This window comes from Streptomyces sp. NPDC048639, from assembly GCF_043199075.1.
In the GTDB taxonomy this organism is placed as follows: Bacteria; Actinomycetota; Actinomycetes; order Streptomycetales; family Streptomycetaceae; genus Streptomyces.
Map to the genome: position 1 here is coordinate 24,842 of NZ_JBICVP010000015.1, position 22,919 is coordinate 47,760.

General features: G+C 70.5%; 18 protein-coding genes. 7 read left to right on the forward strand and 11 right to left on the reverse strand.

All coding sequences use genetic code 11. The annotated features are described in order from the left end of the window. Nucleotides 1-11 precede the first annotated feature (11 nt). From ACGFNH_RS31135 to ACGFNH_RS31150, 4 genes are all read left to right on the forward strand, one after another. A complete protein-coding gene (locus tag ACGFNH_RS31135) occupies nt 12-953 on the forward strand; it encodes a carbohydrate ABC transporter permease (RefSeq protein WP_393659478.1) in 942 nt (313 codons plus the stop codon). Further along, complete coding sequence (locus ACGFNH_RS31140) at nt 950-1,762, forward strand: carbohydrate ABC transporter permease (protein ID WP_393659480.1); 813 nt, start codon at nt 950-952, stop codon at nt 1,760-1,762. The genes ACGFNH_RS31135 and ACGFNH_RS31140 overlap by 4 nt, the downstream gene beginning before the upstream one ends. 160 nt (nt 1,763-1,922) lie before the next feature. Beyond that, nucleotides 1,923-3,620 (forward strand): ATP-binding protein, encoded by a 1,698-nt coding sequence (locus ACGFNH_RS31145; protein ID WP_393659482.1) that lies wholly within the window; start codon nt 1,923-1,925, stop codon nt 3,618-3,620. Continuing rightward, a complete protein-coding gene (locus ACGFNH_RS31150) occupies nt 3,617-4,297 on the forward strand; it encodes a response regulator (protein WP_393659484.1) in 681 nt (226 codons plus the stop codon). The genes ACGFNH_RS31145 and ACGFNH_RS31150 overlap by 4 nt, the downstream gene beginning before the upstream one ends. Nucleotides 4,298-4,361: 64 nt before the next feature. Here ACGFNH_RS31150 and ACGFNH_RS31155 read toward each other — a convergent pair whose 3' ends face one another. From ACGFNH_RS31155 to ACGFNH_RS31165, 3 genes are all read right to left on the reverse strand, one after another. Beyond that, a complete protein-coding gene (locus ACGFNH_RS31155; protein WP_393659486.1) occupies nt 4,362-5,996 on the reverse strand; it encodes a cation acetate symporter in 1,635 nt (544 codons plus the stop codon). Next, nucleotides 5,993-6,481, reverse strand: coding sequence for a DUF485 domain-containing protein (locus ACGFNH_RS31160; RefSeq protein ID WP_393659488.1), 489 nt, complete (start codon nt 6,479-6,481; stop codon nt 5,993-5,995). The genes ACGFNH_RS31155 and ACGFNH_RS31160 overlap by 4 nt, the downstream gene beginning before the upstream one ends. A 142-nt stretch (nt 6,482-6,623) precedes the next feature. Further along, nucleotides 6,624-8,744, reverse strand: coding sequence for a type IIA DNA topoisomerase subunit B (locus ACGFNH_RS31165; protein WP_393659489.1), 2,121 nt, complete (start codon nt 8,742-8,744; stop codon nt 6,624-6,626). Nucleotides 8,745-9,183: 439 nt separating this feature from the next. Here ACGFNH_RS31165 and ACGFNH_RS31170 point away from each other — a divergent pair, with 439 nt between their 5' ends. Continuing rightward, complete coding sequence (locus ACGFNH_RS31170) at nt 9,184-9,414, forward strand: hypothetical protein (protein ID WP_393659491.1); 231 nt, start codon at nt 9,184-9,186, stop codon at nt 9,412-9,414. Nucleotides 9,415-9,565: 151 nt separating this feature from the next. Here ACGFNH_RS31170 and ACGFNH_RS31175 read toward each other — a convergent pair whose 3' ends face one another. The 5 genes from ACGFNH_RS31175 to ACGFNH_RS31195 form a co-directional block, all read right to left on the reverse strand. Beyond that, nucleotides 9,566-10,393, reverse strand: a complete 828-nt coding sequence (locus ACGFNH_RS31175) for a S1 family peptidase (RefSeq protein ID WP_393659493.1) — start codon at nt 10,391-10,393, stop codon at nt 9,566-9,568. 148 nt (nt 10,394-10,541) lie between these two features. Next, on the reverse strand, nt 10,542-12,110 hold the full coding sequence (locus ACGFNH_RS31180; protein WP_393659495.1) for an RNA polymerase sigma factor: 1,569 nt from the start codon (nt 12,108-12,110) through the stop codon (nt 10,542-10,544). Nucleotides 12,111-12,451: 341 nt separating this feature from the next. Then, nucleotides 12,452-13,393 carry a FadR/GntR family transcriptional regulator gene (locus ACGFNH_RS31185; protein ID WP_393659497.1) on the reverse strand — a complete coding sequence of 314 codons (942 nt, stop codon included), beginning with the start codon at nt 13,391-13,393 and terminating at the stop codon, nt 12,452-12,454. Nucleotides 13,394-14,740: 1,347 nt separating this feature from the next. Beyond that, nucleotides 14,741-15,505 carry an NUDIX domain-containing protein gene (locus ACGFNH_RS31190; RefSeq protein WP_393659499.1) on the reverse strand — a complete coding sequence of 255 codons (765 nt, stop codon included), beginning with the start codon at nt 15,503-15,505 and terminating at the stop codon, nt 14,741-14,743. A 169-nt stretch (nt 15,506-15,674) separates the two neighbouring features. After that, complete coding sequence (locus tag ACGFNH_RS31195) at nt 15,675-16,940, reverse strand: DUF4192 domain-containing protein (protein ID WP_393659501.1); 1,266 nt, start codon at nt 16,938-16,940, stop codon at nt 15,675-15,677. Between the two features lie 146 nt (nt 16,941-17,086). On the opposite strand from ACGFNH_RS31195, the gene ACGFNH_RS31200 reads away from it, so the two are divergent. After that, nucleotides 17,087-19,252, forward strand: a complete 2,166-nt coding sequence (locus tag ACGFNH_RS31200) for a RecQ family ATP-dependent DNA helicase (RefSeq protein WP_393659503.1) — start codon at nt 17,087-17,089, stop codon at nt 19,250-19,252. Between the two features lie 212 nt (nt 19,253-19,464). Beyond that, a complete protein-coding gene (locus tag ACGFNH_RS31205; RefSeq protein ID WP_393659505.1) occupies nt 19,465-20,151 on the forward strand; it encodes a hypothetical protein in 687 nt (228 codons plus the stop codon). Between the two features lie 307 nt (nt 20,152-20,458). Here ACGFNH_RS31205 and ACGFNH_RS31210 read toward each other — a convergent pair whose 3' ends face one another. The 3 genes from ACGFNH_RS31210 to ACGFNH_RS31220 form a co-directional block, all read right to left on the reverse strand. Next, nucleotides 20,459-21,070: a hypothetical protein gene (locus ACGFNH_RS31210; protein WP_393659506.1), complete on the reverse strand. Its 612-nt coding sequence runs from the start codon at nt 21,068-21,070 to the stop codon at nt 20,459-20,461. Between the two features lie 67 nt (nt 21,071-21,137). Then, nucleotides 21,138-21,839, reverse strand: coding sequence for a ribonuclease HII (locus tag ACGFNH_RS31215; RefSeq protein ID WP_393659508.1), 702 nt, complete (start codon nt 21,837-21,839; stop codon nt 21,138-21,140). 159 nt (nt 21,840-21,998) lie between these two features. Next, complete coding sequence (locus ACGFNH_RS31220) at nt 21,999-22,907, reverse strand: ADP-ribosylglycohydrolase family protein (RefSeq protein ID WP_393659510.1); 909 nt, start codon at nt 22,905-22,907, stop codon at nt 21,999-22,001. Nucleotides 22,908-22,919 lie beyond the last annotated feature (12 nt).

Sequence of the window (22,919 nt, forward strand, 5' to 3'; positions counted from 1 at the left end):
CGGCCCGCACCGTGAAAACCCGCACCCCCACCCCGGCCGCCCCCGCCCCCGAGGCGGCCTCCCCCACCCCGGCCGCCTCGCGCTCCGTGAGGCGGACCGGGGGCGCCGGCCGCCTCGTCCCGTACGCCTTCCTGCTCCCGGCGTACGCCCTCTTCGCCCTGGCGGTGCTCTACCCCATCCTCATCACCGCCCAGATCAGCCTCTACAAGTGGAGTCCGCTGCCGGGCGCCGTGCAGACCTTTGTCGGGCTCGACAACTACACCCGGGCCCTGCACGACGGGCACTTCTGGCTGAGCATGGTGAACGTCGCCGTCTACCTGCTGGTCACCGTGCCCGGCCAGGTCGTCATCGGCCTGTTCGTCGCGCTCCTGCTCAACCGCAAGCTGCCCGGTCGCGCCGTCTTCCGCGTGCTGTTCTATCTGCCCGTGGTGACGAGCTGGGTCGTGGTGTCCCTGCTGTTCCGGTATCTGTTCACCACCGACGGCGGGCTGGTCAACTGGGCACTGGGCACCGACGTCGCCTGGCTGGACAACCGCTGGACCGCCCTGGCGTCCCTCTGCGCGCTCGGCATCTGGAAGGGCATCGGCTGGACCGCCGTCATCCTGCTCGCCGGCCTGCAGGGCATCAGCGAGGACCTGCACGAAGCGGCCTCCCTGGACGGCGCCGGCCGGCTGCGCCGCCTGTGGCACATCACCCTGCCCGGGCTGCGACGCAATCTGCTGTTCGTGACCGTGCTGCTGGTCATCGGCAGCTTCCAGGTCTTCATCTCGGTGCTGCTGATGACCTCTCGCGGTCCCGCGGGGCAGACCGAGGTGCCGCTGACCTATGTCTACCAACAGGCCTTCGAGTTCCTGGACTTCGGCTACGGCTCGGCACTCGCCCTGATCATGACCGTGCTCGTGCTGATGCTGTCGATCGTGCAGACCCTGTTCGTGAACCAGGTGGAGAAATGACGCGCCACATCCGCTTCGTGCTGCTGACGCTGGGCGCGCTCGTCGTGACCGCGCCGTTCCTCTACATGCTCTCGACGTCGTTCAAGCACGACACCGCGGTCTTCGACCTCCCGCCCGAGTTCGTCCCCTCCGATCCGACGGTGGACAACTACGCGACCGCCTGGACGGCGAACGACTTCGCCCGGTTCTTCTCCAACTCCCTCATCGTGGCGACGGTCAGCACCTTCTGCACGACGATCCTGGCCGCGCTGGCCGCGTACGCCTTCGCCCGCTTCCGCTTCCCCGGGCGCGCCCTGCTGTTCTGGACGATGATGCTGGGGCTGATGGTGCCCGGCGTAATGCTGCTGATCCCGCAGTTCACGGTGGCCCGCACGCTGCAGCTCACCGACACCCTCTCGGGGCTGGTCGTCTTCTACATCGGCACCGGCATGGCGTTCAACACGTTCCTCCTGAGGGGGTTCTTCGAGCAGGTGCCGCACGAGCTGGACGAGGCGATGATGATCGACGGTGCGGGCACCGTGCGCCGGTTCACGATGCTGTATCTGCCGCTGGCCCGGCCCGCCCTCGCCACGTCCGCGGTACTGGCCTTCCTCGCCACCTGGGACGAGTACCCCTGGGCTCTGACGATCATCAACGACCCGGCGAAGCAGACCCTGCCGCTGGCCATCGCGCAGTTCCAGGGCCAGCACGCCAGCAGCTGGGGTCTGGTGTTCGCCGCGTCCGTGCTGTCCCTGGTCCCGGTCCTGGTGATCTACCTCCTCGGGCAGCGTCACTTCGTCTCCGGTATGCAGGCCGGTGCCCTGAAGTAGGGCGCAATTCGGTCACGCCCCTGTTGTGCGCGTTGTGCTCGCGCTACAACAATCGCCGGACCACGTTCGCCGGGCTCGCCCTCTACGCTTCGTTCCCATGACCGAAGCGGAAGAGGGCGCTCCGGATGGGAGCGGTGAGCGGCGAGACGGAGGCGGACGCATGCGTATCGGATGGCCCCGCCGCGTCTTCGCACAGGTGCTGCTCATGCAGCTCGCGATCGCCACCGGCGTCACCGCGCTGGCCACCGGGCTGTTCCTCCAGCCGCTCGGCGACCAGCTCGACGACCAGGCCATGCGCCGGGCACTGTCGATCGCACAGACGACCGCCGCGCGCCCCGGCCTCGCCGAGGACCTCCGGCGGACCCCGCCCTCCCCCGACGGCCCCCTGCAGGCCGAGGCCGAACGCATCCGGCTCTCCACCGGCGCCGAATACGTCGTGATCATGGACGAGCGCGGCGTCCGCTGGTCCCACACCTCCCCGGAGCGGATCGGCCGCCATGTCTCGACCGACCCCAGCGCCGCTCTCGCCGGCCGCGAGGTGATGCAGATCGACAACGGCACACTGGGGCGGTCGGCCCGCGGCAAGGTCCCCCTGCGGGACGCGGCGGGCGACATCGTCGGCGCGGTGTCGGTGGGCATCGCCTACGAGAGCGTGCGCGACCGGCTCGTCTCCGCCGTACCGGGGCTGCTGGCGTACGCGGGCGGCGCCCTGGCCGTCGGCGCACTCGCCGCGTACATCGTCTCCCGCAGGCTCCAGCGCCGCACCCACGACCTGGCCTTCTCCGACATCTCCGCCCTGCTCGCCGAGCGCGAAGCGATGCTGCACGGCATCCGCGAGGGCGTGGTCGCACTCGACGCGCGCGGCAGGGTGCGGCTGGTGAACGACGAGGCGCAGCGGCTGCTCGGCATCGGCCCCGCGGACACGGGGCGCCCGCTGGACGACGTGCTGGGCCCCGGCCGTACGACCGACGTGCTCGCGGGCCGTGCGACCGGCCAGGATCTGCTGACGGTGAGCGGCAACCGCGTGCTCGTCGCCAACCGGATGCCGACCGACGACGGTGGCGCCGTGGCCACGGTGCGCGACCGGACCGAGCTGGAACGCCTCGGGCGCGAGCTGGACGGCACCCGCGGTCTCATCGACGCCCTCCGCGCCCAGGACCACGAGCACGCCAACCGGATGCACACCCTCCTCGGCCTGCTCGAGCTCGGGCTCTACGAGGAGGCCGTGGAGTTCGTGACCGAGGTCATCGGCGTCCACCGGGCGACGGCCGAGCAGGTCGCCGAGCGGGTGCACGACCCGCTGCTGGCCGCCCTGCTCGTCGGCAAGGCCGCGGTCGCCGCGGAGCGGGGGGTGGGCCTGCGGATCTCCGAGGACACCCTGCTGCCGGACCGGGTGGTCGACCCGCGCGGCCTGGTGACCGTCCTGGGCAACCTGGTCGACAACGCACTCGACGCGGCCACGGGTACGACCGATCCACGGGTCGAGGTCACTCTGCGGGCGGAAGGCCGTACGGCCCTGGTGCGGGTCGGCGACTCCGGGCCCGGCGTCCCGCCCGAACAGCGCGACCTGATCTTCACCGAGGGCTGGTCCACCAAGAAGGCCCCGTCGCACGGGCAGCGCGGTATCGGTCTGGCCCTGGTGCGGCGGCTGGCCGAGCGCCAGGGCGGGAGCGCCCGGGTGGGGGCGGGGCCGAACGGCGGCGCGGAGTTCACGGTCGTCCTGCCGGAGGCACTGTCCGAGGAACTGGCCGCGGAGCGGCCCCCGGCCGGGGCGGGCACGGTGGTGTCGGCCGAGACGACACCGCGCCCCGAACTCCCGGGGCAGGCGGCCCCGGCGGAGACGAGCGAGACCCGATGATCCAGGTCCTGGTCGTGGACGACGACGTACGGGTCGCCGGCATCAACGCGGCATACGTCGCCAAGGTCCCCGGCTTCGCCCTCGCGGGCACGGCGCACACCGCCACCGAGGCCCTGGACTTCCTGCGGGCCACCGCGGTCGACCTGGTGCTGCTCGATCACTACCTGCCCGACGAGACCGGGCTCGAACTCGTCGCCCGGCTGCGGCAGCTCGGCCAACACACCGACGTCATCATGGTCACCGCCGCCCGGGACATCGCCACCGTGCAGGCCGCCATGCGCCACGGCGCACTCCAGTACCTGGTCAAGCCCTTCACCTTCGCCGGGCTGCGGACCAAGCTCGAAGGCTACGCCGCCCTGCGCCGCGCCCTCGGCACCGGCGGCGAGGCCGAACAGGCCCAGGTGGACCGGATCTTCGGGGCCTTCGGCACCGTCGCGCCCGGCCGGCCCGACCTGCCCAAGGGCCACTCGGCGCTCACCGCCGACCTCGTACGGGAGGTCCTCAGGAGCGCGGAGGGCCCGCTGTCCGCCCAGGAGGTCGCGGACCGCTCCGGGCTCAGCCGGCAGACCGCCCAGCGCTATCTGAAGCTCCTGGAGCGCGCGGGCCGGGTCCGGATGAGCCTGCGCTACGGCGAGACGGGCCGCCCGGAGCACCGCTACGTGTGGGACCGGGCGTAGTCCCCTGTCCGCAGGGCACCGAACCACCCCGCCGAACACCCCAGTCGTCCGCCCGGCCGTCCGCTCAGGCCGCCCCCGCGCCCGTCAGCGCCCTGACCTCCGTCTCCGCGTACGTCGCCGGGTCCGCGCTCTCGCGGGAGGTCACGGTGCCCAGCCACCCCGCCAGGAAGCCGAGGGGAACGGAGACGATCCCCGGGTTCTGAAGCGGGAAGAGCGCGAAGTCCGCGCCGGGCACGAGCGATTGAGGGTTTCCGGACACCACAGGCGACAGCGCCACCAGCACGACGGCCGGAACCAGCCCACCGTAGACCGCCCAGAGCGCTCCGCGGGTGGTGAAGCGGCGCCAGAACAGGGCGTAGAGCAGCACGGGGAGGTTGGCCGAGGCGGCGACGGCGAAGGCCAGGCCGACCAGGAACGCGACGTTCATCTCCCGCGCCAGCAGCCCGAGTCCGATGGCCACCGCCCCGATCACCACGGCGGACGCCCGCGCCACCCGGACCTCCCCGCGCTGCGTCGTTCCGCGGCGGCGCAGCGAGGCGTAGAGATCGTGGGCGGCGGACGCGGACGAAGCGAGGGTGACGCCCGCGACGACGGCGAGGATGGTGGCGAACGCGACGGCGGCGACCACCGCGAAGAGCACCGCACCGCCCGTGGTGCCCGCGCCTCCGCCGAGGTCGAGGGCGAGCAGCGGAACGGCCGTGTTCCCGGCGGGACTCGAGGCCCGTACGGCGTCGGTGCCGACGACGGCGGCCGCACCGAATCCCAGCACGATGGTCATGAGGTAGAAGCCGCCGATGAGGCCGATGGCCCAGACCGCGGAGCGGCGGGCGGCGCGGGCGGTGGGCACGGTGCAGAAGCGCGACAGGATGTGCGGCAGCCCGGCGGTGCCGAGGACGAGAGCGAGGCCGAGGCTGATGAAGTCCAGCCGGGCGGTCCAGTCCTCGCCGTATGCCAGCCCGGGGGCGAGGAAATCCCTTCCGTGGCCGCTTCGTTCGGACGCGGTGGTCAGCAGCGCGGCCAGGTCGCCGCGGAAGCGCACCAGGACGAAGACCGTCAGGGCGACGGCTCCCCCCATCAGCAGCACGGCCTTCACGATCTGGATCCAGGTGGTGGCCCGCATACCGCCGAAGGCGACGTAGACCACCATCAGCGCGCCGACCCCGACCACGGTCCAGGTGCCGGGGTCGGCCAGAGCCCAGGGGCCGGAGGACAAGGTCCGTGCATCTCCGAGCAGCACGGTGACCAGGCTGCCGGCGCCGACCATCTGGGCCACGAGGTAGAGCAGGGACACCGTGACGCAGGAGACACCGGCGGCGATGCGTACGGGACGCTCCCGCATCCGGGCGGCGACGACATCGCCGAGGGTGAACCGGCCGCAGTTGCGGACCAGTTCGGCCACCAGCAGCAGGACCACCAGCCAGGCGACGAGGAAGCCGACGGAGTAGAGCATGCCGTCGTAGCCGTAGAGCGCGATCAGTCCGGAGATGCCGAGGAAGGACGCGGCCGACATGTAGTCCCCGGAGAGCGCGAAGCCGTTCTCCATGGGCGAGTACAGGCGCCCGCCCGCGTAGAACTCCACGGCCGAGGCGCGTCGTCTGCGGCTCACCCAGGTCGTGATCGCCAGCGTCGCGGCGACGAAGACGCCGAACAGCACGAGTGTGAGGGTCTGGTGCTGCACGGTCGCGGTGGAGCCGTTCAATGCTCCTGCTCCCGCATCCGGTCCCGCGTCATCTCCTGCGTCTCCCAGCGCAGGTCGAGCGCCGCCCGGTCCCGGCGCAGCCGCGCGTGGCGGGCGTAGGCGAAGGTCAGCAGGAACGTCGTGGCGAACTGGGCGAGCCCCGCGACCATGGCCACGTTCAGCGGCCCTCCCGCGACCGGGCGGGCCATGAGGCCGGGCGCGGTGGTCGCCGCGATCACATACGCGAAGTACCAGGTCAGAAAGGCGACGGAGGCAGGGATGACGAAGCGGCGGTAACGGCTGCGCACTTCGCGGAAGGCCGGACTGTGCTGCACGGCCAGATAGACGTCGGCGGCGGACTCGGGCCGTGGGGGGCGGGCGGGCGCGGCTTCCGCTCCCCCCGGCGGGAACTCATGGGCGGGCTCGCACCAGCCCGAGGCGATCGCGTCGTACCAGGGGTCGTCGAGCCGGATCGAACCGGCATCGGTCCCGTCGTGCTTCTCCATCCGGACTCTCCTTGCTCGCGGACAGCGGCATGGCCGCGGAGCAAGAATGGACAGAGCGGGAAGATCCGGGACTCTTCAGCCCCGGACATTCACCCCATCAAGTGAAGAACGCGGGCACCGCGCATACGCGGCGCCCACGCCGTCAGGTGTCGATGCGCGAACGATCGAGCGTGGCCGCGGAGTTGGTGATGAACTCCTTGCGCGGCGCCACCTCATTGCCCATGAGCAGGTCGAACGCCGCCTCCGCCGTCTCCAGATCGCTGATGTTGACCCGGCGCAGCGTGCGGTGCCGCGGGTCCATCGTGGTCTCCGCGAGCTGGTCCGCGTCCATCTCGCCGAGGCCCTTGTAGCGCTGGATGCTGTCCTTGAACCGGACGTTCTTGGCCTGGAGTTCCAGGAGCTTCTCGCGCAACTCGTTGTCCGAGTACGTGTAGATGTACTTGTCCTGGCCCTTCTTGGGGTTGATCAGCTCGATCCGGTGCAGCGGCGGTACGGCCGAGAAGACCCGGCCCTGCTCGACCATCGGGCGCATGTAGCGCTGGAACAGCGTGAGCAGCAGGCAGCGGATGTGCGCGCCGTCGACATCGGCGTCGGCGAGGAAGATCACCTTGCCGTAGCGGGCCTGGTCGATGTCGAAGGTCCGGCCGGACCCGGCTCCTATGACCTGGATGATCGCACCGCACTCGACATTCTTGAGCATGTCCGAGACCGACGACTTCTGAACGTTGAGGATCTTGCCGCGGATCGGCAGCAGCGCCTGGAACTCGGAGTTCCGCGCGAGCTTGGCCGTGCCGAGCGCCGAGTCGCCCTCGACGATGAACAGTTCGCTGCGGTCGACGTCGTCACTGCGGCAGTCCGCGAGCTTCGCGGGCAGCGAGGAGGACTCCAGCGCGGTCTTCCGGCGCTGGGCCTCCTTGTGCTGCCGCGCCGCGATCCGCGTACGGGCCGCCGCGGCGACCTTCTCCAGCACGGCCCTGGCCTGCGCCTTGGCGTCGCGCTTGGAGGAGGTCAGGAAGGCCTTCAGCTCCTTCGCCACCACGGCCGAGACGATCCGCGATGCGGCCGAGGTGCCCAGCACCTCCTTGGTCTGGCCCTCGAACTGCGGCTCGGCCAGCCGCACCGTCACGACCGCCGTGAGCCCCTCCATGGCGTCGTCCTTGACGACATCGTCCTCGGCGACGCGGAGGACCTTGGTGGAGCGCAGCACCTCGTTGACCGTGCGGGTGATCGCCCGCTCGAAGCCCGTGACGTGGGTACCGCCCTTGGGGGTGGCGATGATGTTGACGAAGGACTTGGCCGTCGTGTCGTAGCCGGCGCCCCAGCGCAACGCGACGTCGACGCCGAGCTCACGGGTGACCTCGGTCGGCGTCATGTGTCCGCGGTTGTCCAGGACCGGGACGGTCTCCTTGAAGGTGCCCTGCCCGGTCAGCCGCAGCACGTCGCACACGCCCTTGTCCTGCGCCAGGTACTCGCAGAACTCGCTGATGCCGCCGTCGTACCGGAAGACGTCCTCGACCGGCGCCTCCGACTCGATCAACCGCTCGTCCCTGACGACGATCGTCAGGCCCGGCACGAGGAAGGCCGTCTGCCGGGCACGCGCGTGCAGCGTCTCCAGGTTGAGCTTGGCGTCCTTCAGGAAGATCTGGCGGTCCGCCCAGAAGCGCACCCGGGTGCCCGTACGGGCCTTGGGCACCTTCTTGCCCTTGAGCAGGCCACTGGAGGGGTCGAACGGCGCGTCCGGACCGGATTCGGTGAAGATCCCCGGAACCCCGCGCCGGAAGCTGATCGCGTGGGTGCGGGCACCGCGGTCGACCTCGACGTCCAGCCGCGAGGACAGGGCGTTGACGACGGACGCGCCGACGCCGTGCAGACCGCCGGAGGCCGCGTACGAGCCGCCGCCGAACTTGCCGCCCGCGTGCAGCTTGGTCATCACGACCTCGACACCGGACAGCCCGGTCTTCGGCTCGACGTCGACGGGGATGCCGCGGCCGTCGTCGCGGACCTCGACCGAGCCGTCCTCGTGGAGCACGACATCGATCTTCGTGCAGTGCCCGCCGAGGGCTTCGTCCACGGAGTTGTCGATGATCTCCCAGAGGCAGTGCATGAGGCCGCGGCTGTCGGTCGAGCCGATGTACATGCCGGGGCGCTTGCGGACCGCCTCCAGACCTTCGAGTACGAGCAGGTGCCGCGCTGTGTAATTGGAGCCGTCTCGGTCTGCTCCCGTCAGCAGCGCAGTGGACGGCACGGACGTCTCGGCGGTCACGCGGTTCGCTCCTCGCTGAATTTCTGTATGGGCCGGGTGCGGCCACAGTGATGACTGGGTCGCCCGTCAGAGGGTACCGAGGCTTGATAGAGCCTTTGTGCCGCCACCCGTGAGGAGGCCCATGCTAGTCCAGCGTCGCTCGTACGTTCGATATCCCGTGGGGGTGACGCGAACATCACGTTCCCTTCGAGGCATGAACCATTTAGGCTCCGGGCACGTCCTCAATCACAACCGGCAATCCAGCCGGGGGGACAACGTAAAGCAACCTTGACCAGCGCGATGCATACGTGAGCCGAGGAATCGGCTCATTCGCCGCCAACCGGCAGCATTCAGCCTCAGCGGAAGGAAACTTTCGAGGAAAGGCCCGAGCGGGAACGTTTTGGGGCTGGTTGGATGTTGACCCTGGTACGACAGCTCGTCGAGCTAGAGAAGAGGCGACGTGACTACTGTTCTGACACCCGCGACTCCGTTGACGGCCGCCGACAGGTGCGACCGCTGCGGCGCCCAGGCGTACCTTCGCGTCGTCCTGATGAGCGGCGGTGAACTGCTCTTCTGCGCCCACCACGGTCGCAAGTTCGAGCCTGAACTCAAGAAGATCGCCGCGGAGATACAGGACGAGACGGAGCGCCTCACCACGATTCCTGCGTCATCGTCCGAAGACGAACGCTGACGCGGTACAACCGACGAGCCAGTGTCGGCCGTGGGCCGGCCGGTGGGCGGTCACCTTGTGACTCAGGGTGGCCGCCCGCTTTCGTGTCGGCGCACGTGTCCGCCCTGTCGCCCGGCGCCACATTCGTCGTGAATACCACGCCTCGGAGGCGTCAGCCCTCCAGCGCGCGCAGCCCGGACACCGCCGAGACCCGCGTGTAGACCCCGGGGCTCTCGGCCTCACCGCAGCCGCTGCCCCACGAGACCAGGCCGATCAGCCGCCCACGGGCCACCAGAGGCCCTCCGCTGTCGCCCTGGCAGGCGTCCCGCCCGCCGCCGGACTGCCCGGCGCAGACCATCGTGTTCGCCTCGTAGCGGCCGTCCAGCGTCCCGGGATAGGCCCGCTCGCAGACGGAGTCCTCCAGCACCCGCACCTGAGCCGCGTGCAGCCTGGTGGTGTACGTGGCCCGGCCCGTCGTATCGCCCCAGCCGTAGACCGTGGCGCTGGTCTCCGCCTTGTACGCGGAGTCACCGGCCTGCGCCATGGGGATGACATGGTTCTTCGAGAGGGGCTGCGACAGGGTGAGCACCGCGACGTCACCGGCGTTGGTGACGGCGTCGTACTGCGGGTTGACCCAGATGTCGTTCACAGCGACCTCCCGGCCGTTCTGGTCCGCGAGGTTGTCGCGGTCGGCGATGACCCTGAGGTCACGCACAGCGCTCCGGTCCGTCCCCAGCACATCCCGGCTCATGCAGTGCGCCGCCGTCAGGACCTTCGTCGGCGCGACGACGACCGCGCCGCAGAACTGGCCCGATCTGCCGCTGCCGAACTGCTGGCGGCTGCCCAGCGCCACGGCCCACGGGCTCTCCGAGACCGGAACCGGGCGGCCACCTATGATCACGCCGTCCGCGGCGGCGGGTGCGGGCGCCGCGAGCGGCAGGGCCACACCGGCGGACGTCAGCGCCAGCGCGCCGATGAGTGCACGGGAGATGGAACGCATGCTGTCTCCTGACTCTCTGGTGCTATCTGCACACCCAGAGTGACCCAAACGGGCGGAGAACGCACACGGACGGCTGACGCATCCGAACAGCAGTCGGCCCGGAACCCCCAAGGGGATTCCGGGCCGAGAAGCGACGCGGCGGCCGACCTCAGTCGAGGTAGTCGCGCAGCACCTGCGAGCGGGACGGGTGACGCAGCTTCGACATCGTCTTCGACTCGATCTGCCGGATGCGCTCACGCGTCACGCCGTAGACCTTGCCGATCTCGTCGAGCGTCTTCGGCTGGCCGTCGGTCAGACCGAAGCGCATGGACACCACGCCCGCTTCACGCTCGGAGAGCGTGTCGAGAACCGAGTGCAGCTGCTCCTGCAGGAGCGTGAAGCTGACCGCGTCGGCCGGAACGACCGCCTCGGAGTCCTCGATGAGGTCACCGAACTCGCTGTCGCCGTCTTCACCCAGCGGAGTGTGCAGCGAGATCGGCTCCCGGCCGTACTTCTGGACCTCGATGACCTTCTCGGGGGTCATGTCGAGCTCCTTGGCCAGCTCCTCCGGGGTGGGCTCGCGGCCCAGGTCCTGGAGCATCTGGCGCTGGACGCGCGCGAGCTTGTTGATGACCTCGACCATGTGCACCGGGATACGGATGGTGCGGGCCTGGTCGGCCATGGCGCGGGTGATCGCCTGACGGATCCACCACGTGGCATAGGTCGAGAACTTGTAGCCCTTGGTGTAGTCGAACTTCTCGACCGCACGGATCAGACCGAGGTTGCCCTCCTGGATGAGGTCCAGGAAGAGCATGCCGCGACCGGTGTAGCGCTTGGCCAGGGAGACCACGAGACGGAGGTTGGCCTCCAGCAGGTGGTTCTTGGCCCGGCGGCCGTCCTCGGCGATGATCTCCAGCTCGCGCTTGAGCTTGGGGGCAAGCTTATCGGCGTTCGACAGCTTGTCCTCGGCGAAGAGGCCGGCCTCGATGCGCTTGGCGAGTTCCACCTCCTGCTCGGCGTTGAGGAGGGGGACCTTTCCGATCTGCTTCAGGTAGTCCTTGACCGGGTCGGCGGTGGCGCCGGCCGCGGCGACCTGCTGCGCGGGAGCGTCGTCCTCGTCCTCGTCGGACAGGACGAAGCCCTCGTTCTCAGGACCGGTGCCCTCGGTGCCTTCCGCACCGGGCTTGCCGGCGGCGGCGGGCTCCTCGGCGATCTCGTCGCCCTCGAGCGGCTCGTCGGCTTCGCCCTTGGTGGCGGCCGTCTTCTTCGCCGCCGCCTTCTTGGCCGGGGCCTTCTTCGCCGTCTTCTTGGCCGCGGTCTTCTTCGCGGTCTTCTTGGCAGGCGCTGCCACCGCTTCGTCGGCGACACCCTCGGCCGACTCTTCTGCGACGGGGGCGGGCTCGGCGGGGGCGGTCGCCTTCTTGGCCGCGGGCGCCTTGGCGGCGACGGTCTTGGTGGCGGTGCGCTTCGCCGGGCTCTTCGCTGCGACGCTCTTGCGGGTGCGTTTGGGCGCCTCTGCCGCACTGACCATCAGCGTCACACCCTCCTCGTCGAGGACCTGGTTGAGGCTGCGCAGAACATTCTTCCACTGGGTTGGCGGAATCTGGTCAGCCTCGAAGGCCCGACGCACGTCGTCGCCGGCGATCTGCCCATCAGCCTTTCCCCGCTCGATGAGCGCCATGACAGACTCGGACTCGGCGATCTCCGGCGGGAGCGTACGGGATGTGCTGGCCGACACGAACAACCTCTCGGAACGATGGAAATGGCTTCCGACCCCGTCCATGATGGACCGGAGCCGCCGACCGCCGGCGGGGATGGACCGACGGCGCGGGCGCAATCACAGAGCAACACAGCGTCGCGAACGACATCCGTATTCCCTCAGCGACTGTCACCTCTTAAGTCATCGCGCTCTCCCGAAGAGTGTTACGCCCAATTCACGTGGCCCGAGTCACACCTCGCAGCAGGTATGAACCGAACGTAATCGGGCACATCGTGACGATTGGCTCGCCTATCGGCTCCTACTCCGCCCGGGCGGGGCAGGAGCCGATGTCGCGGCGGATGCCCGTTCTCGCGTGAGCGTCAGTGCTCGCGCGGGGCGGGCACGACACGCTCCACCTCCGGCTGGGCGGTCAGAAGCTGGCGCATGGCCGCCTCCGCATCGGGGGCGTCCGCCGAGCCGATGGCCTCCACGATGCGTGCGTGGAGACCGATGCTGGCCTCGGTCGGCCGGTCGCAGCCGGTCGCCGGACCGCCGGAGACGTGAAGCGCCGAGGAAACGATTCCTGAGAGGTGCTCCAGCATGCGGTTGCCGCTGAGCTGGAGCAGCAGGGCGTGGTACTCGGTGTCGGCGCGCGAGAACGTCAGGGCGTCGCCCTGCGCGAGGGCGTGCCCCATGATCTCGACCATGTCGGTGAGACGCTGCTGGACGTCCTCCCGGCCGTGGCCCGCCGCGAGGCGCGCCGCGAGCGGCTCGATGGTCCAGCGGAGTTCGCACAGTTCCCGGCGCTGATCCTCGCGCTGCGGTCCGAATGCCCTCCACTCGATGATGTCCGGGTCCAGGAGGTTCCAGTCGCTGACCGGACGGACACGGGTGCCGACGTTGGGCCGGGCGCTGACGAGGCCCTTGGCCTCGAGGACGCGCAACGACTCCCGTACAACGGTCCGGGAGACCTCGAAGCGCTGGCCGATCTCCTCGGGGACGAGCGGGCGGTCGGCGCCGAGGTCGCCGGAGACGATCATCTGGCCGAGCTGCTGGACGAGTTGGCCGTGCAGCCCTCGGCCACGGCTGCCGGCGGCCCGGCGGCCGACTCGGCCCATCTCCGTGTCGGGCGCGCCCCAGGTGGGGCCTCCGGCAGGCTCGGCGCCGTGAGCTTCGCCGTAGGGGTAGCGGTCAAGCTCGCCCGGGCCGGAGAGTCCGGAGTCGACGGGACGAGCCGCGGTCATCATGGTGTGCGCAAGGGTACTCACGCATCCTTTGTCGGCGGCGCTCCGGGCCGCCTTGAGGTCTTTGGTGAAAAGCACACGAAAGGGTGATCGCCCATCACCTCATAATTGACGCCTAATCGGACGGAAATGGGCTATCTCCGTTGGGTTGTGGGCAGTTCGCTCGGAACCCGCCTCAACAGCGGCCACCAACCTGCCTTGCCACGCAACACCGCGATCAGGTAAGCGCCGAGGGGCGCGGAGAGCGACAACGCCAGCGCCTGACCGGCGGGTTGGGCACCGAGACGCAGCACTCCGGACAGCCGACCGTCGGGCACACCGCGGCCGGCGGAGAAGGTCGGCAGGATCCAAGGGCGGCCCGCGCGCCGGCTTCATGTCGCCACTCTCGTGCGCGAGTTGATGCACAAGGACGCCGCGGCTGACAGCAAACATCGCCGACGATGGCGCTGGCGTGGACGCAGCAGTGGGTCCCACCCTCTGACACACCCTCCAAGGGTCCGTCGGCCCGTGCCTGGCCGGCGACGAAGGCGCTCGGCCCGGCGGCGTGCGGAAACCCCACCGCAACACAGGGGCGAGGCCTGGCGCGTGCGAAGGCAGCCGCTTCCCGATCAGCGCCGATCCGGCCGCGGCGGACGGAAAGGACCTGCCGGCGACAAGGCCACCTCCCCGGAGGTTCTGGCCGATGACGGAGACGCGTCGCCCTTCGCCGTGCGTTCGCGCAGCATGGAACGCATCCACGCCGCCTCCTCCGGCGGTAATCCGTGTGCTGGTTGGTCGAGCAGGAACGCGTGCGGGCCGGCGGTCGGGGCCGCGACCAGTCCGAGCCCGCGGTTCAAGCCGCGTGAGAACGATCCGAGCCGCCGGTCGGCGATGTCACTCGGCCCGGCGAGATCCAGCACGGCGTGGGCGCGTTGAGCGGCAACCCTGAGCACGGCCGCCGGCATGCGCTGATGACCGAAGGCTGTGCGAGCAGGGCGTCCGGGGACGCCTCCGCACCCCGATCCGACCCCATGGAACGGACGCAGAGGGCGGTCCAGTGGACAGCCTCGGAACAGGCCCGCACCGCGCCCAGCCTCGCAGACCAACCCAAGACGCCAAGCCGTCGACGTGCCAGCCCCAGGGGTACCGAGGAGGACGGTGCCGCGTCTCGGACGAGCGCTGAAGGTCGGCTCGTCGACGGCAGGCCGGGGGGCGCGGCGGAGGGTGCCGGTCAGTCCAAGGGCTTGGATCATCGCTTCCCTCGCGGAGGCAGGAGGTTGCTCGGCACCTGCGGGAGCGCCGCAGGCACCGGAGCAAGATAACGCGATTTGTCCTACTTTTTGGATCGCCGCGCGGTGTGGAGCGTGTGGCCGGGCGCCTCCAGGCGCAAGTTCACGGGACTCCAGTTGACGCCCACGGGACCGAAGTCGGCTCGGAGCGCCGGTCTCAGACCTCGGGGCGCAGCATCGGGGGGTTGAGCAACGTCGCCCCGCCGGCACGGAACAGCTGGGCAGGCCGCCCGCCCTGACGGGTCGTCGTACCGCCCGTGGGCACCAGGAAGCCTGGCGTACCAGTGACCTTGCGATGGAAGTTGCGTGGATCCAGCACGACTCCCCACACCGCCTCGTAGACCCTGCGCAGCTCGCCGACGGTGAACTCCTGCGGGCAGAACGCCGTGGCCAGAGAGGAGTATTCGATCTTCGACCGAGCGCGCTCCACGCCGTCCGCAAGGATCTGCGCATGATCGAAGGCGAGCGGGGCGCTCTGCTCGCCTTCCCGGCCGAAGCCCCCGTCCTGGCCCAGCAGGTCCTCCACGGGCGCCCAGCGCGCGCTGTGCGCGTCCCCGCCCGGGCGAGGAGCGGGAAGGTCGGGAGCAAGGACGAGATGAGCCACGCTAACGACCCGCATCCGAGGGTCTCGCTTGGGGTCGCCGTACGTGGCGAGCTGTTCCAGGTGCGCTCCGTTGACCGCGGACGGCCCCGTGGGGTCGTGAGCCAGCAGACCCGTCTCCTCGGCGAGCTCGCGCGCCGCCGCTGCGGCGAGGTCCTCGTCGGACCTGACGAATCCACCGGGCAGCGCCCACCGCCCTTGATACGGCGGCTCACCGCGGCGTACGGCCAGCGCACACAGCGCGTGCCTGCGCACCGTGAGCACGACCAGGTCGACAGTGACAGCGAAAGGAGGAAAGGCCGACGGGTCGTAGGGCGACATGCGGCGATCATAGTCGTCTCCTTGACGATAAACAGGTGGTTCCGGGGCCAGGTCCCTCGCACGCGGCGGATCGGTCCACGCGCGTCACATCACACCGTCGATGCCCGCACGCACGTCGCGGTCCGAGGGCCCCACCAAGCTGAACTCGCAACGCGGCCGACGACAGCCATCAGGCACGGCGCTGCCCGGCGCGGCGCCGTACACGCACCCGTCCACGGCTCGCGTGGCCGCCCGGCCGGGTACGGCCGCGCGGACGCCCGGAGGGCGGGTGTGCGGTCATCCGCGCCGGCCTTCGGGTCGCGCGGGTGTCCCGCTCCTGCCTCAGGCACTCGCGCAACAGCTCAGGATCGAGGCCCTCGTTGGCGCCTTGGTGCAGGAGCTTCGCGAAGAGATAGTCCGGGTCGACGCGCAGTGCCATACCGAGCGCGACCCTGGCGGCCGGCTCGTCGCCGGTGGACATGGCCACCCAGCCGGCGAGAGTGAGCGGCGCGGCGGCATGATCGCCGAACACCCCGACGCAGCGCCGCGCAATCGCCCGCCACACCCGGAGCGCCGCTTCGGTCTCCGGGCCTTCCATCCACTCGGCGGCCCGATCACGTGTCGTACGGTCCTGCAGCCCGAGGATGATCGCGGCCGCTTCCTCGTCGGAGACGAGCCCGTCGTCGGCAGCGTCGGCTTCAGTGGGACTTCCTGCCGCCTGGGCACCTCCGAACCTCTCCACCAGTCCCTGGACGAGCACAAGCGTCTCCGTGCGGACCGTTCCGCGGTCCACTCCCCCGAGGATCCTGGGAACCAGCTCCGCGGTTGCGGCATCCAGCGCCTCCTCCTGTGCCCTGACGGCGGACGCAGGTGCCGTCAGCGGCGCGAGCCTCGCCTCCATCTCCCGCAGTGAGCCACGGACCTGGATTCCGGCGAACGTGGCGGCCGCCGCCATGACGGATGTCCCGGGCAGGGCGAGCGGGGTGCCGTCCATGGGGCAGCAGCGCGTGTCGGGACAGCAGTACGACCAGAAGCGGCCGTCCGAGATGCAGAGGGCCTCCAGCACCGGCACATCCAGCTCGCCGCACGCCGTGCGCAGGCGCTGCGCCAACGGCCGCAACCGCTCCATCACGTCCCGCGCCTTCTCTCCAGCCGTCGGATCCTGGCAGAGGAAGACGATGATGCCGTCGGGCCGTGACGCCCGCTTCTCGCTGCCCGACACGAGACAGTCGGCGAGCTGGTCCGCCACATACGGCCACTCCCCCGGGCTGACCGGAATGCCGAGCCGCAGGCGGCCGCCGAACCTGCCGTGATCGCCGTGCAGGGCGGCCAGGACGATGCTGTCGTCGGGATGGAACCCCATGAGATATGGGAGGGCATCGGCGAGTTCCGCGGGGCTGCGCAGGGTGATCTGGTCGAGGGCGGACGGTTGCGAGGGGTCGATGTGTCGCGTCATGCGGAGACCGTGCCGTCCCACCGCTCTGCGCCGAAAGCCCTGTGGATAACTCTCGAATATTGTCCTACGAAACTTGTGGACGGAGGTTGTCCACAGGTCAGCGGCCTCGTTCGCGCAATGTCCGTGCCATCCGGTTGCATGGGGGCATGAGCAACGAAGACCTGCGTTCGTCGGCCGATGCCGTACTCGCCCGCCTCGTCGGCGACCCGGGCGGAACCGCCCGGCTGCGCGAGGACCAGTGGCGCGCGATCGAGGCGCTGGTCGCCGATCGCCGCCGAGCCCTCGTCGTCCAGCGCACGGGCTGGGGCAAGTCGGCGGTGTACTTCGTCGCCACCGCGCTGCTGCGGGCTCGCGGCAGCGGCCCCACGGTGATCGTCTCCCCTCTTCTCGCGCTCATGCGGAACCAGATCGAAGCCGCCGAGCGAGCCGGCATCCGCGCGCGCACCATCAACTCCGCGAACACCGATGAGTGGGACACCGTCCAGGCGGAAGTGGCGGCCGGCGAAGTCGACGTGCTCCTGGTGAGCCCGGAGCGGCTGAACAACCCCGACTTCCGTGACCAGGTGCTGCCGAAGCTCGCCGCGAGCACGGGGCTGCTCGTCGTCGACGAGGCGCATTGCATCTCGGACTGGGGGCATGACTTCCGGCCGGACTACCGGCGACTGCGCACCATGCTCACCGACCTGCCACCCGGCGTTCCCGTCCTGGCCACCACGGCCACGGCCAATGCGCGAGTCACTGCCGACGTCGCCGAACAGCTCGGCACCGGCGGGACGACCGCCGAAGCCCTGGTTCTGCGCGGCCCGCTGGACAGGGAGAGCCTCAGTCTCGGCGTCCTGCGGCTGCCGGACGCCGCCCACCGGCTGGCCTGGCTCGCCGACCATCTCGACGATCTCCCGGGCTCGGGGATCATCTACACCCTGACCGTGGCGGCGGCGGAAGAGGTGACGGCATTCCTCCGGCACCGCGGCCATGCGGTTGCCTCGTACTCAGGGAAGACCGAGGACGCCGACCGGAGGACGGCGGAGGCCGATCTCCTGGGGAACCGGGTGAAGGCCCTGGTCGCCACCTCGGCGCTCGGTATGGGCTTCGACAAGCCGGACCTAGGCTTCGTCGTGCACCTGGGTTCGCCCTCGTCGCCCATCGCGTACTACCAGCAGGTGGGGCGGGCGGGACGCGGCGTGAAGCACGCCGAGGTCCTCCTGCTCCCTGGCCAGGAGGACGAGGCGATCTGGCGGTACTTCGCCTCCCTGGCCTTTCCGGCCGAGGAGCAGGTCCGGCGAACACTGGACGTCCTCGCCCAGGCGGGCCGACCCGTGTCCCTGCCGGCCCTCGAGCCCCAGGTCGACCTGCGGCGCTCACGGCTGGAGACAATGCTCAAGGTGCTCGACGTGGACGGTGCCGTGCGCCGTGTGCGCGGCGGCTGGACCTCGACGGGCGAACCATGGGTGTACGACGCGGACCGCTATGCGTGGGTGGCCCGGCAGCGCGAGGCCGAGCAGCAGGCGATGCGCGACTACGCCGCCGCGAGCGCGTGCCGGATGGAGTTCCTGCGGCGGCAGTTGGACGACGAGGGCGCCTCCTCGTGCGGACGCTGCGACAACTGCGCCGGGACGCGCTTCACCACCGACCTCTCCACGGACACGCTGGAGGCCGCCCGCGGCGAGCTCGGCCGACCAGGTGTCGAGGTGGAGCCACGCCGGATGTGGCCGACCGGGCTGGCGGCGGTGGGCATGAACCTCAAGGGACGCATCCCCGCGAGCGAACAGGCCTCCCCCGGCCGGGCACTGGGACGTCTCTCCGACATCGGATGGGGAAACCGGTTGCGGCCGATGCTGTCCGCGCAGAGCGAAGACGGCCCGGTTCCGCGCGATGCGGCCGACGCGGTCGTGACCGTGCTCGCCGACTGGGCCAAGGGACCCGGAGGTTGGGCATCGGGTGCTCCTGATGCCCCCAGCAGACCGGTGGGCGTGGTCACCCTGGCGTCCCGCACCCGTCCACAGCTCATCCACTCCCTCGGCGAACACATCGCGGCGGTCGGCAAGATGCCTCTTCTCGGATCGGTCGCGTATGCCGACGAGACGACGGACACCCGGGTGCCCCGCACCAACAGCGCACAGCGGCTCCGGGCGCTGGACGGTGCGTTGACCGTGCCCTCCGATCTCTCCGAGCAGCTGCGCGCCACCCCCGGCCCGGTGCTGTTGGTGGATGACCTGGCCGACACCGGATGGACGCTCGCTGTGGCGGCGCGTCTGCTCATCAAAGCCGGTGCGCAGGCTGTGTTTCCACTGGTCCTCGCTGTGCAGGGCTGAAGCGGGAGGCAGGGAGGGCGGCGAATCGGAAGAAAATAGGCCGCGCTTCGGCTGATACCGGTCGCTTGCGCAAACGTCTCATTGCCGCCCGCGGTGGTGACGGCGAGAATTGGAGGTGTCCCCGCGCCGGCTGCTGATTCCCGGCAGGGTGCGTCGCGGCGTGCCCGACCAGCGCCTGCCCGGCTCACGGGTGAGCAGACCGAAGGAGGACCGTGACCCCCGGCTTTCCTCCGTCGTCCGCAATGTCCTTCTCCGCCGCAACCGGTTCCCCGTCCCAGCTCGGCAGGATGCTGCAGCCCTCGGAATGGGCCGACGCCGGAATTCCTCTGCTGCGCAATCCCCGTGAGATCGTCACCGGTCTGCACAGCCGCCACCAGCCGACGCCGGCCACCACCGTGGTCGCTGTGCTCGACGCGGACGAGAGAGTCGCCGCCAGCGCGTCGTTCGGCCACCTGGGGAGCGTGGCCGACGGCTGGGTGTTCCGGAACGCCCTGCTGACTCAACTACGCCGGATCATTCCGCACGACCTGCGACGCCGTGTGCCCGTGCGCACGGCGGTGCTTCTCTACTGCCGGGAGGGCGACGGGCAGTGGACCGAGGAGGACGGAGCTTGGATGTGGGGACTGCGTGACGCCTGCACACTGCACGGCCTGCGCTGTGGCGCGTACGTCACGCTGACGCGGGAGGGATGGCAGGTGTTCGGCGAAGGACGGGGAGGCCGCCGCCCCCACGCGTTCTCCAAACCGGCGGAGGACCACAAGGCCGATGAGCCGTGGGAGACGTCCCCTGCCATGGGCCCGCGCCCCGTGAACTCCCCCGCACTCCCGGTACTCCGCTCACCCGGGCAGCCCCCGCAGGAGAACGATCCGGAGAAGCCGCGGCGCACGGCCGCGCGCTGACGTAACGGAGGACAGGGAGGACCGTGGAGCCGGGGACGGGCACCGTCCGACGGTGACCGCCCGGCCCCGGAGCACCGACCGGTGTGCAGCATGGCGTACGGCGCGACGGCCCGAACATCATCGGCATACGACGCACCGCTGCCGCGTGACGCACGCCCCGGGGTCGTACGGCATGGTGTTACGACGCCGTACGACCTGGTTTCGCGCACGGCGTCGGTGCTCGTAGCGCGTGGCATACCCGCGCAGGTCGTCACGCCCGCACCGCGCCCGGGGCACTACTGCTCCGGGTGCGGAAGCACCCGGGAGCTCAGACTCCGGCGCCGATGAGGGAGTTGATCCGCTGCGGGTCACCGCAGACGATCAGCAGCACTCCCGCCCTGGCCATGGCCGTGGGCAGCGCACGGGCAGCCGCGTCGTCCGCACCGCCGTTCACCGCCACGACCACCACGGGGCGGCTCCCCGCCCGCTCGGCGACGGAGGCGTCCGCGTAGAAGACGTCCTCGCCGGCGTCGTGCTGCGCCCAGTAGGAAGCTTCACCGAAGGACAACTCGTGGGCCGCCCACGGGTGCTGTTCGCCCGTGGTCAGTACGAGGATCTCCTGCGGCGCGCGACCGGAGTCCAGCAGAAGGTCCACGGCCTCCTCGGCCGCATCCAGGGCTCCGTCCGCGGAGGCCGAAATGAGCTGGATCTGCGGAACCGCGGCAGGCGCCGGGGAATTGGCCGCGTCACGCGGGCCACACTGGGCCGGTGGTGCGGCGGGGCCACGCTGCGGACCGGGCGGGCCTGGCCGCTTGGGAGCAGGCCGGGGTCCGGGAGCGGGGACAGGACGGGGGGTCGGCGCGGTCCGGCCGGCGGCCGGAGAGACGCGGGGACCCGGGACGCTCTCGTGAATCTGAGGCTCCTCGGGGATGAGAGGCATGATCTGATGTCTATCAAACACCGGTGCGGTTCGCATCGGCGGGGCGGGGTAGAAATGGGGCGGCCGCTCAGAAGTCGGAGCCGAGCTGCCCTCCGGACTCGAGCTCCGGATCCCCCGCCAAGCTCCGCTTGAGGCGGAGATGCTGCCAGCGGGGCAGCGCGTCCCAGTAGGCCCAGGACATCCGGTGGTGGGCTGTGGGCCCCAGCTCCTCCAGTGCCGCACGGTGCACCGGAGAGGGATATCCGGCGTTCGCCGTGAAGGCGAAGTCCGGGCATTCCTGGCCCAGTTCGGCCATCATCGCGTCCCGCCGCACCTTCGCGATCACCGATGCGGCTGCGACGGAGACGCACGACTGGTCGCCCTTGATGACCGTACGAACCCGCCAGGGCTCGCCGAGGTAGTTGTGCTTGCCGTCGAGGATCACGGCGTCGGGCTGGACCGGCAGGGCGGAGAGGGCCCGTACGGCTGCGAGGCGCAGCGCCGCCGTCATCCCCAACTCGTCGATCTCGTGCGGCGAGGCGTGGCCCAGCGCATGCGCCGTCACCCACTTCTCCAGCACGCCGGCCAGCGCGGTGCGCCGCTTCGGGGTGAGCAGCTTGGAGTCCGTCAGCCCCTCGGGCGCGCGCCGCAGACCGGTGATGGCGGCGCATACCGTGACCGGTCCGGCCCAGGCGCCCCGCCCGACCTCGTCGATGCCGGCGACGACACGGGCGTCGGTGGTGGCGCGGAGTGAACGCTCGACGCGGTGAGTAGGCGGTTCGTACGGCATGGCGTCCCTTAGATTACGCCGCCCGGGCAGCGGTACGGCAGGCGGGCATCTTCCGACCCATGAAGGGCGGACGGGCGGCGGAGCGACCGACGGAGGGCTTCGTTCGGAAAGCGGCACCGCAGCCGTCGAAGGCAACGCTTCGGCCGTCGTGCGAGCGCGTCAGGCGGAGACCACCGGCGCCCAGACCGGGAGCGGCTCGGTGCGTTCCTGCCAGTCGGCCGGCGGCGCCCCGGCCTCCGCGGACGCGAGGATGCCGCCCACGATCGCGCACGTGGTGTCCATGTCGCCGCCCACCTGGACCGTGGTCCAGAAGGCCCCGTCGAAGTCGCCGAGGTGACGGGCCGCGGCCCACAGCGTGAAGGGCACCGTGTCATGCGCGCTCGTGCGCCGCCCGGAGCCCAGGACGGCCGCGACCGTACCGGCGTCGCCGTAGTCGAGCATGTCGCGGGCGCGCCGCAGACCCGCCTGCACCGCGCTGCGCGGTACGAGTTCGATCACACCGTCGAGCAGCGCCTCCGGAGTGGGGGTACCCGCCGGATCCGCGACCAGCGCCGCGGCCGCGGCCACAGCCATGGTCCCCGCGACGGCCTCGCGATGCTGGTGCGTGGTGTAGGAGGAGATCTCCGCCTGGTGCGTGGCCTGCTCCGCGTCACCCCCGTACCAGGCGCCGAGTGGCGCGATCCGCATGGCGGCGCCGTTGCCCCACGACCCCTGTCCGTTGAAGAGCTCGGAGGCCAGTTCGCGCCAGTCCCCGCCCTCGCGGATCAGCCGCAGCATCCGGTTGACGGCGGGGCCGTAGCCACGGTCGACGTCGTGGTGGTCGGCAAAGGCCCGGGCCAGCGCATCCTGGTCGATCCGGCCGTGCTCGACGAGGACGGCCAGTACGGAACAAGCCATCTCGGTGTCGTCGGTCCACTGCCAGACGCCCGGCGGCAGCTCGTGCCGCTTCAGCGCCGGATAGTTCGAGGGAACGAAGAACTGGGAGCCCAGGGCATCGCCCACGGCAAGCCCGCGCAAGCTCGCGAGGGCACGGTCGCGGCGTTGCGTAAGAGGGGGATCAGCGGTCATCGCACGGACACT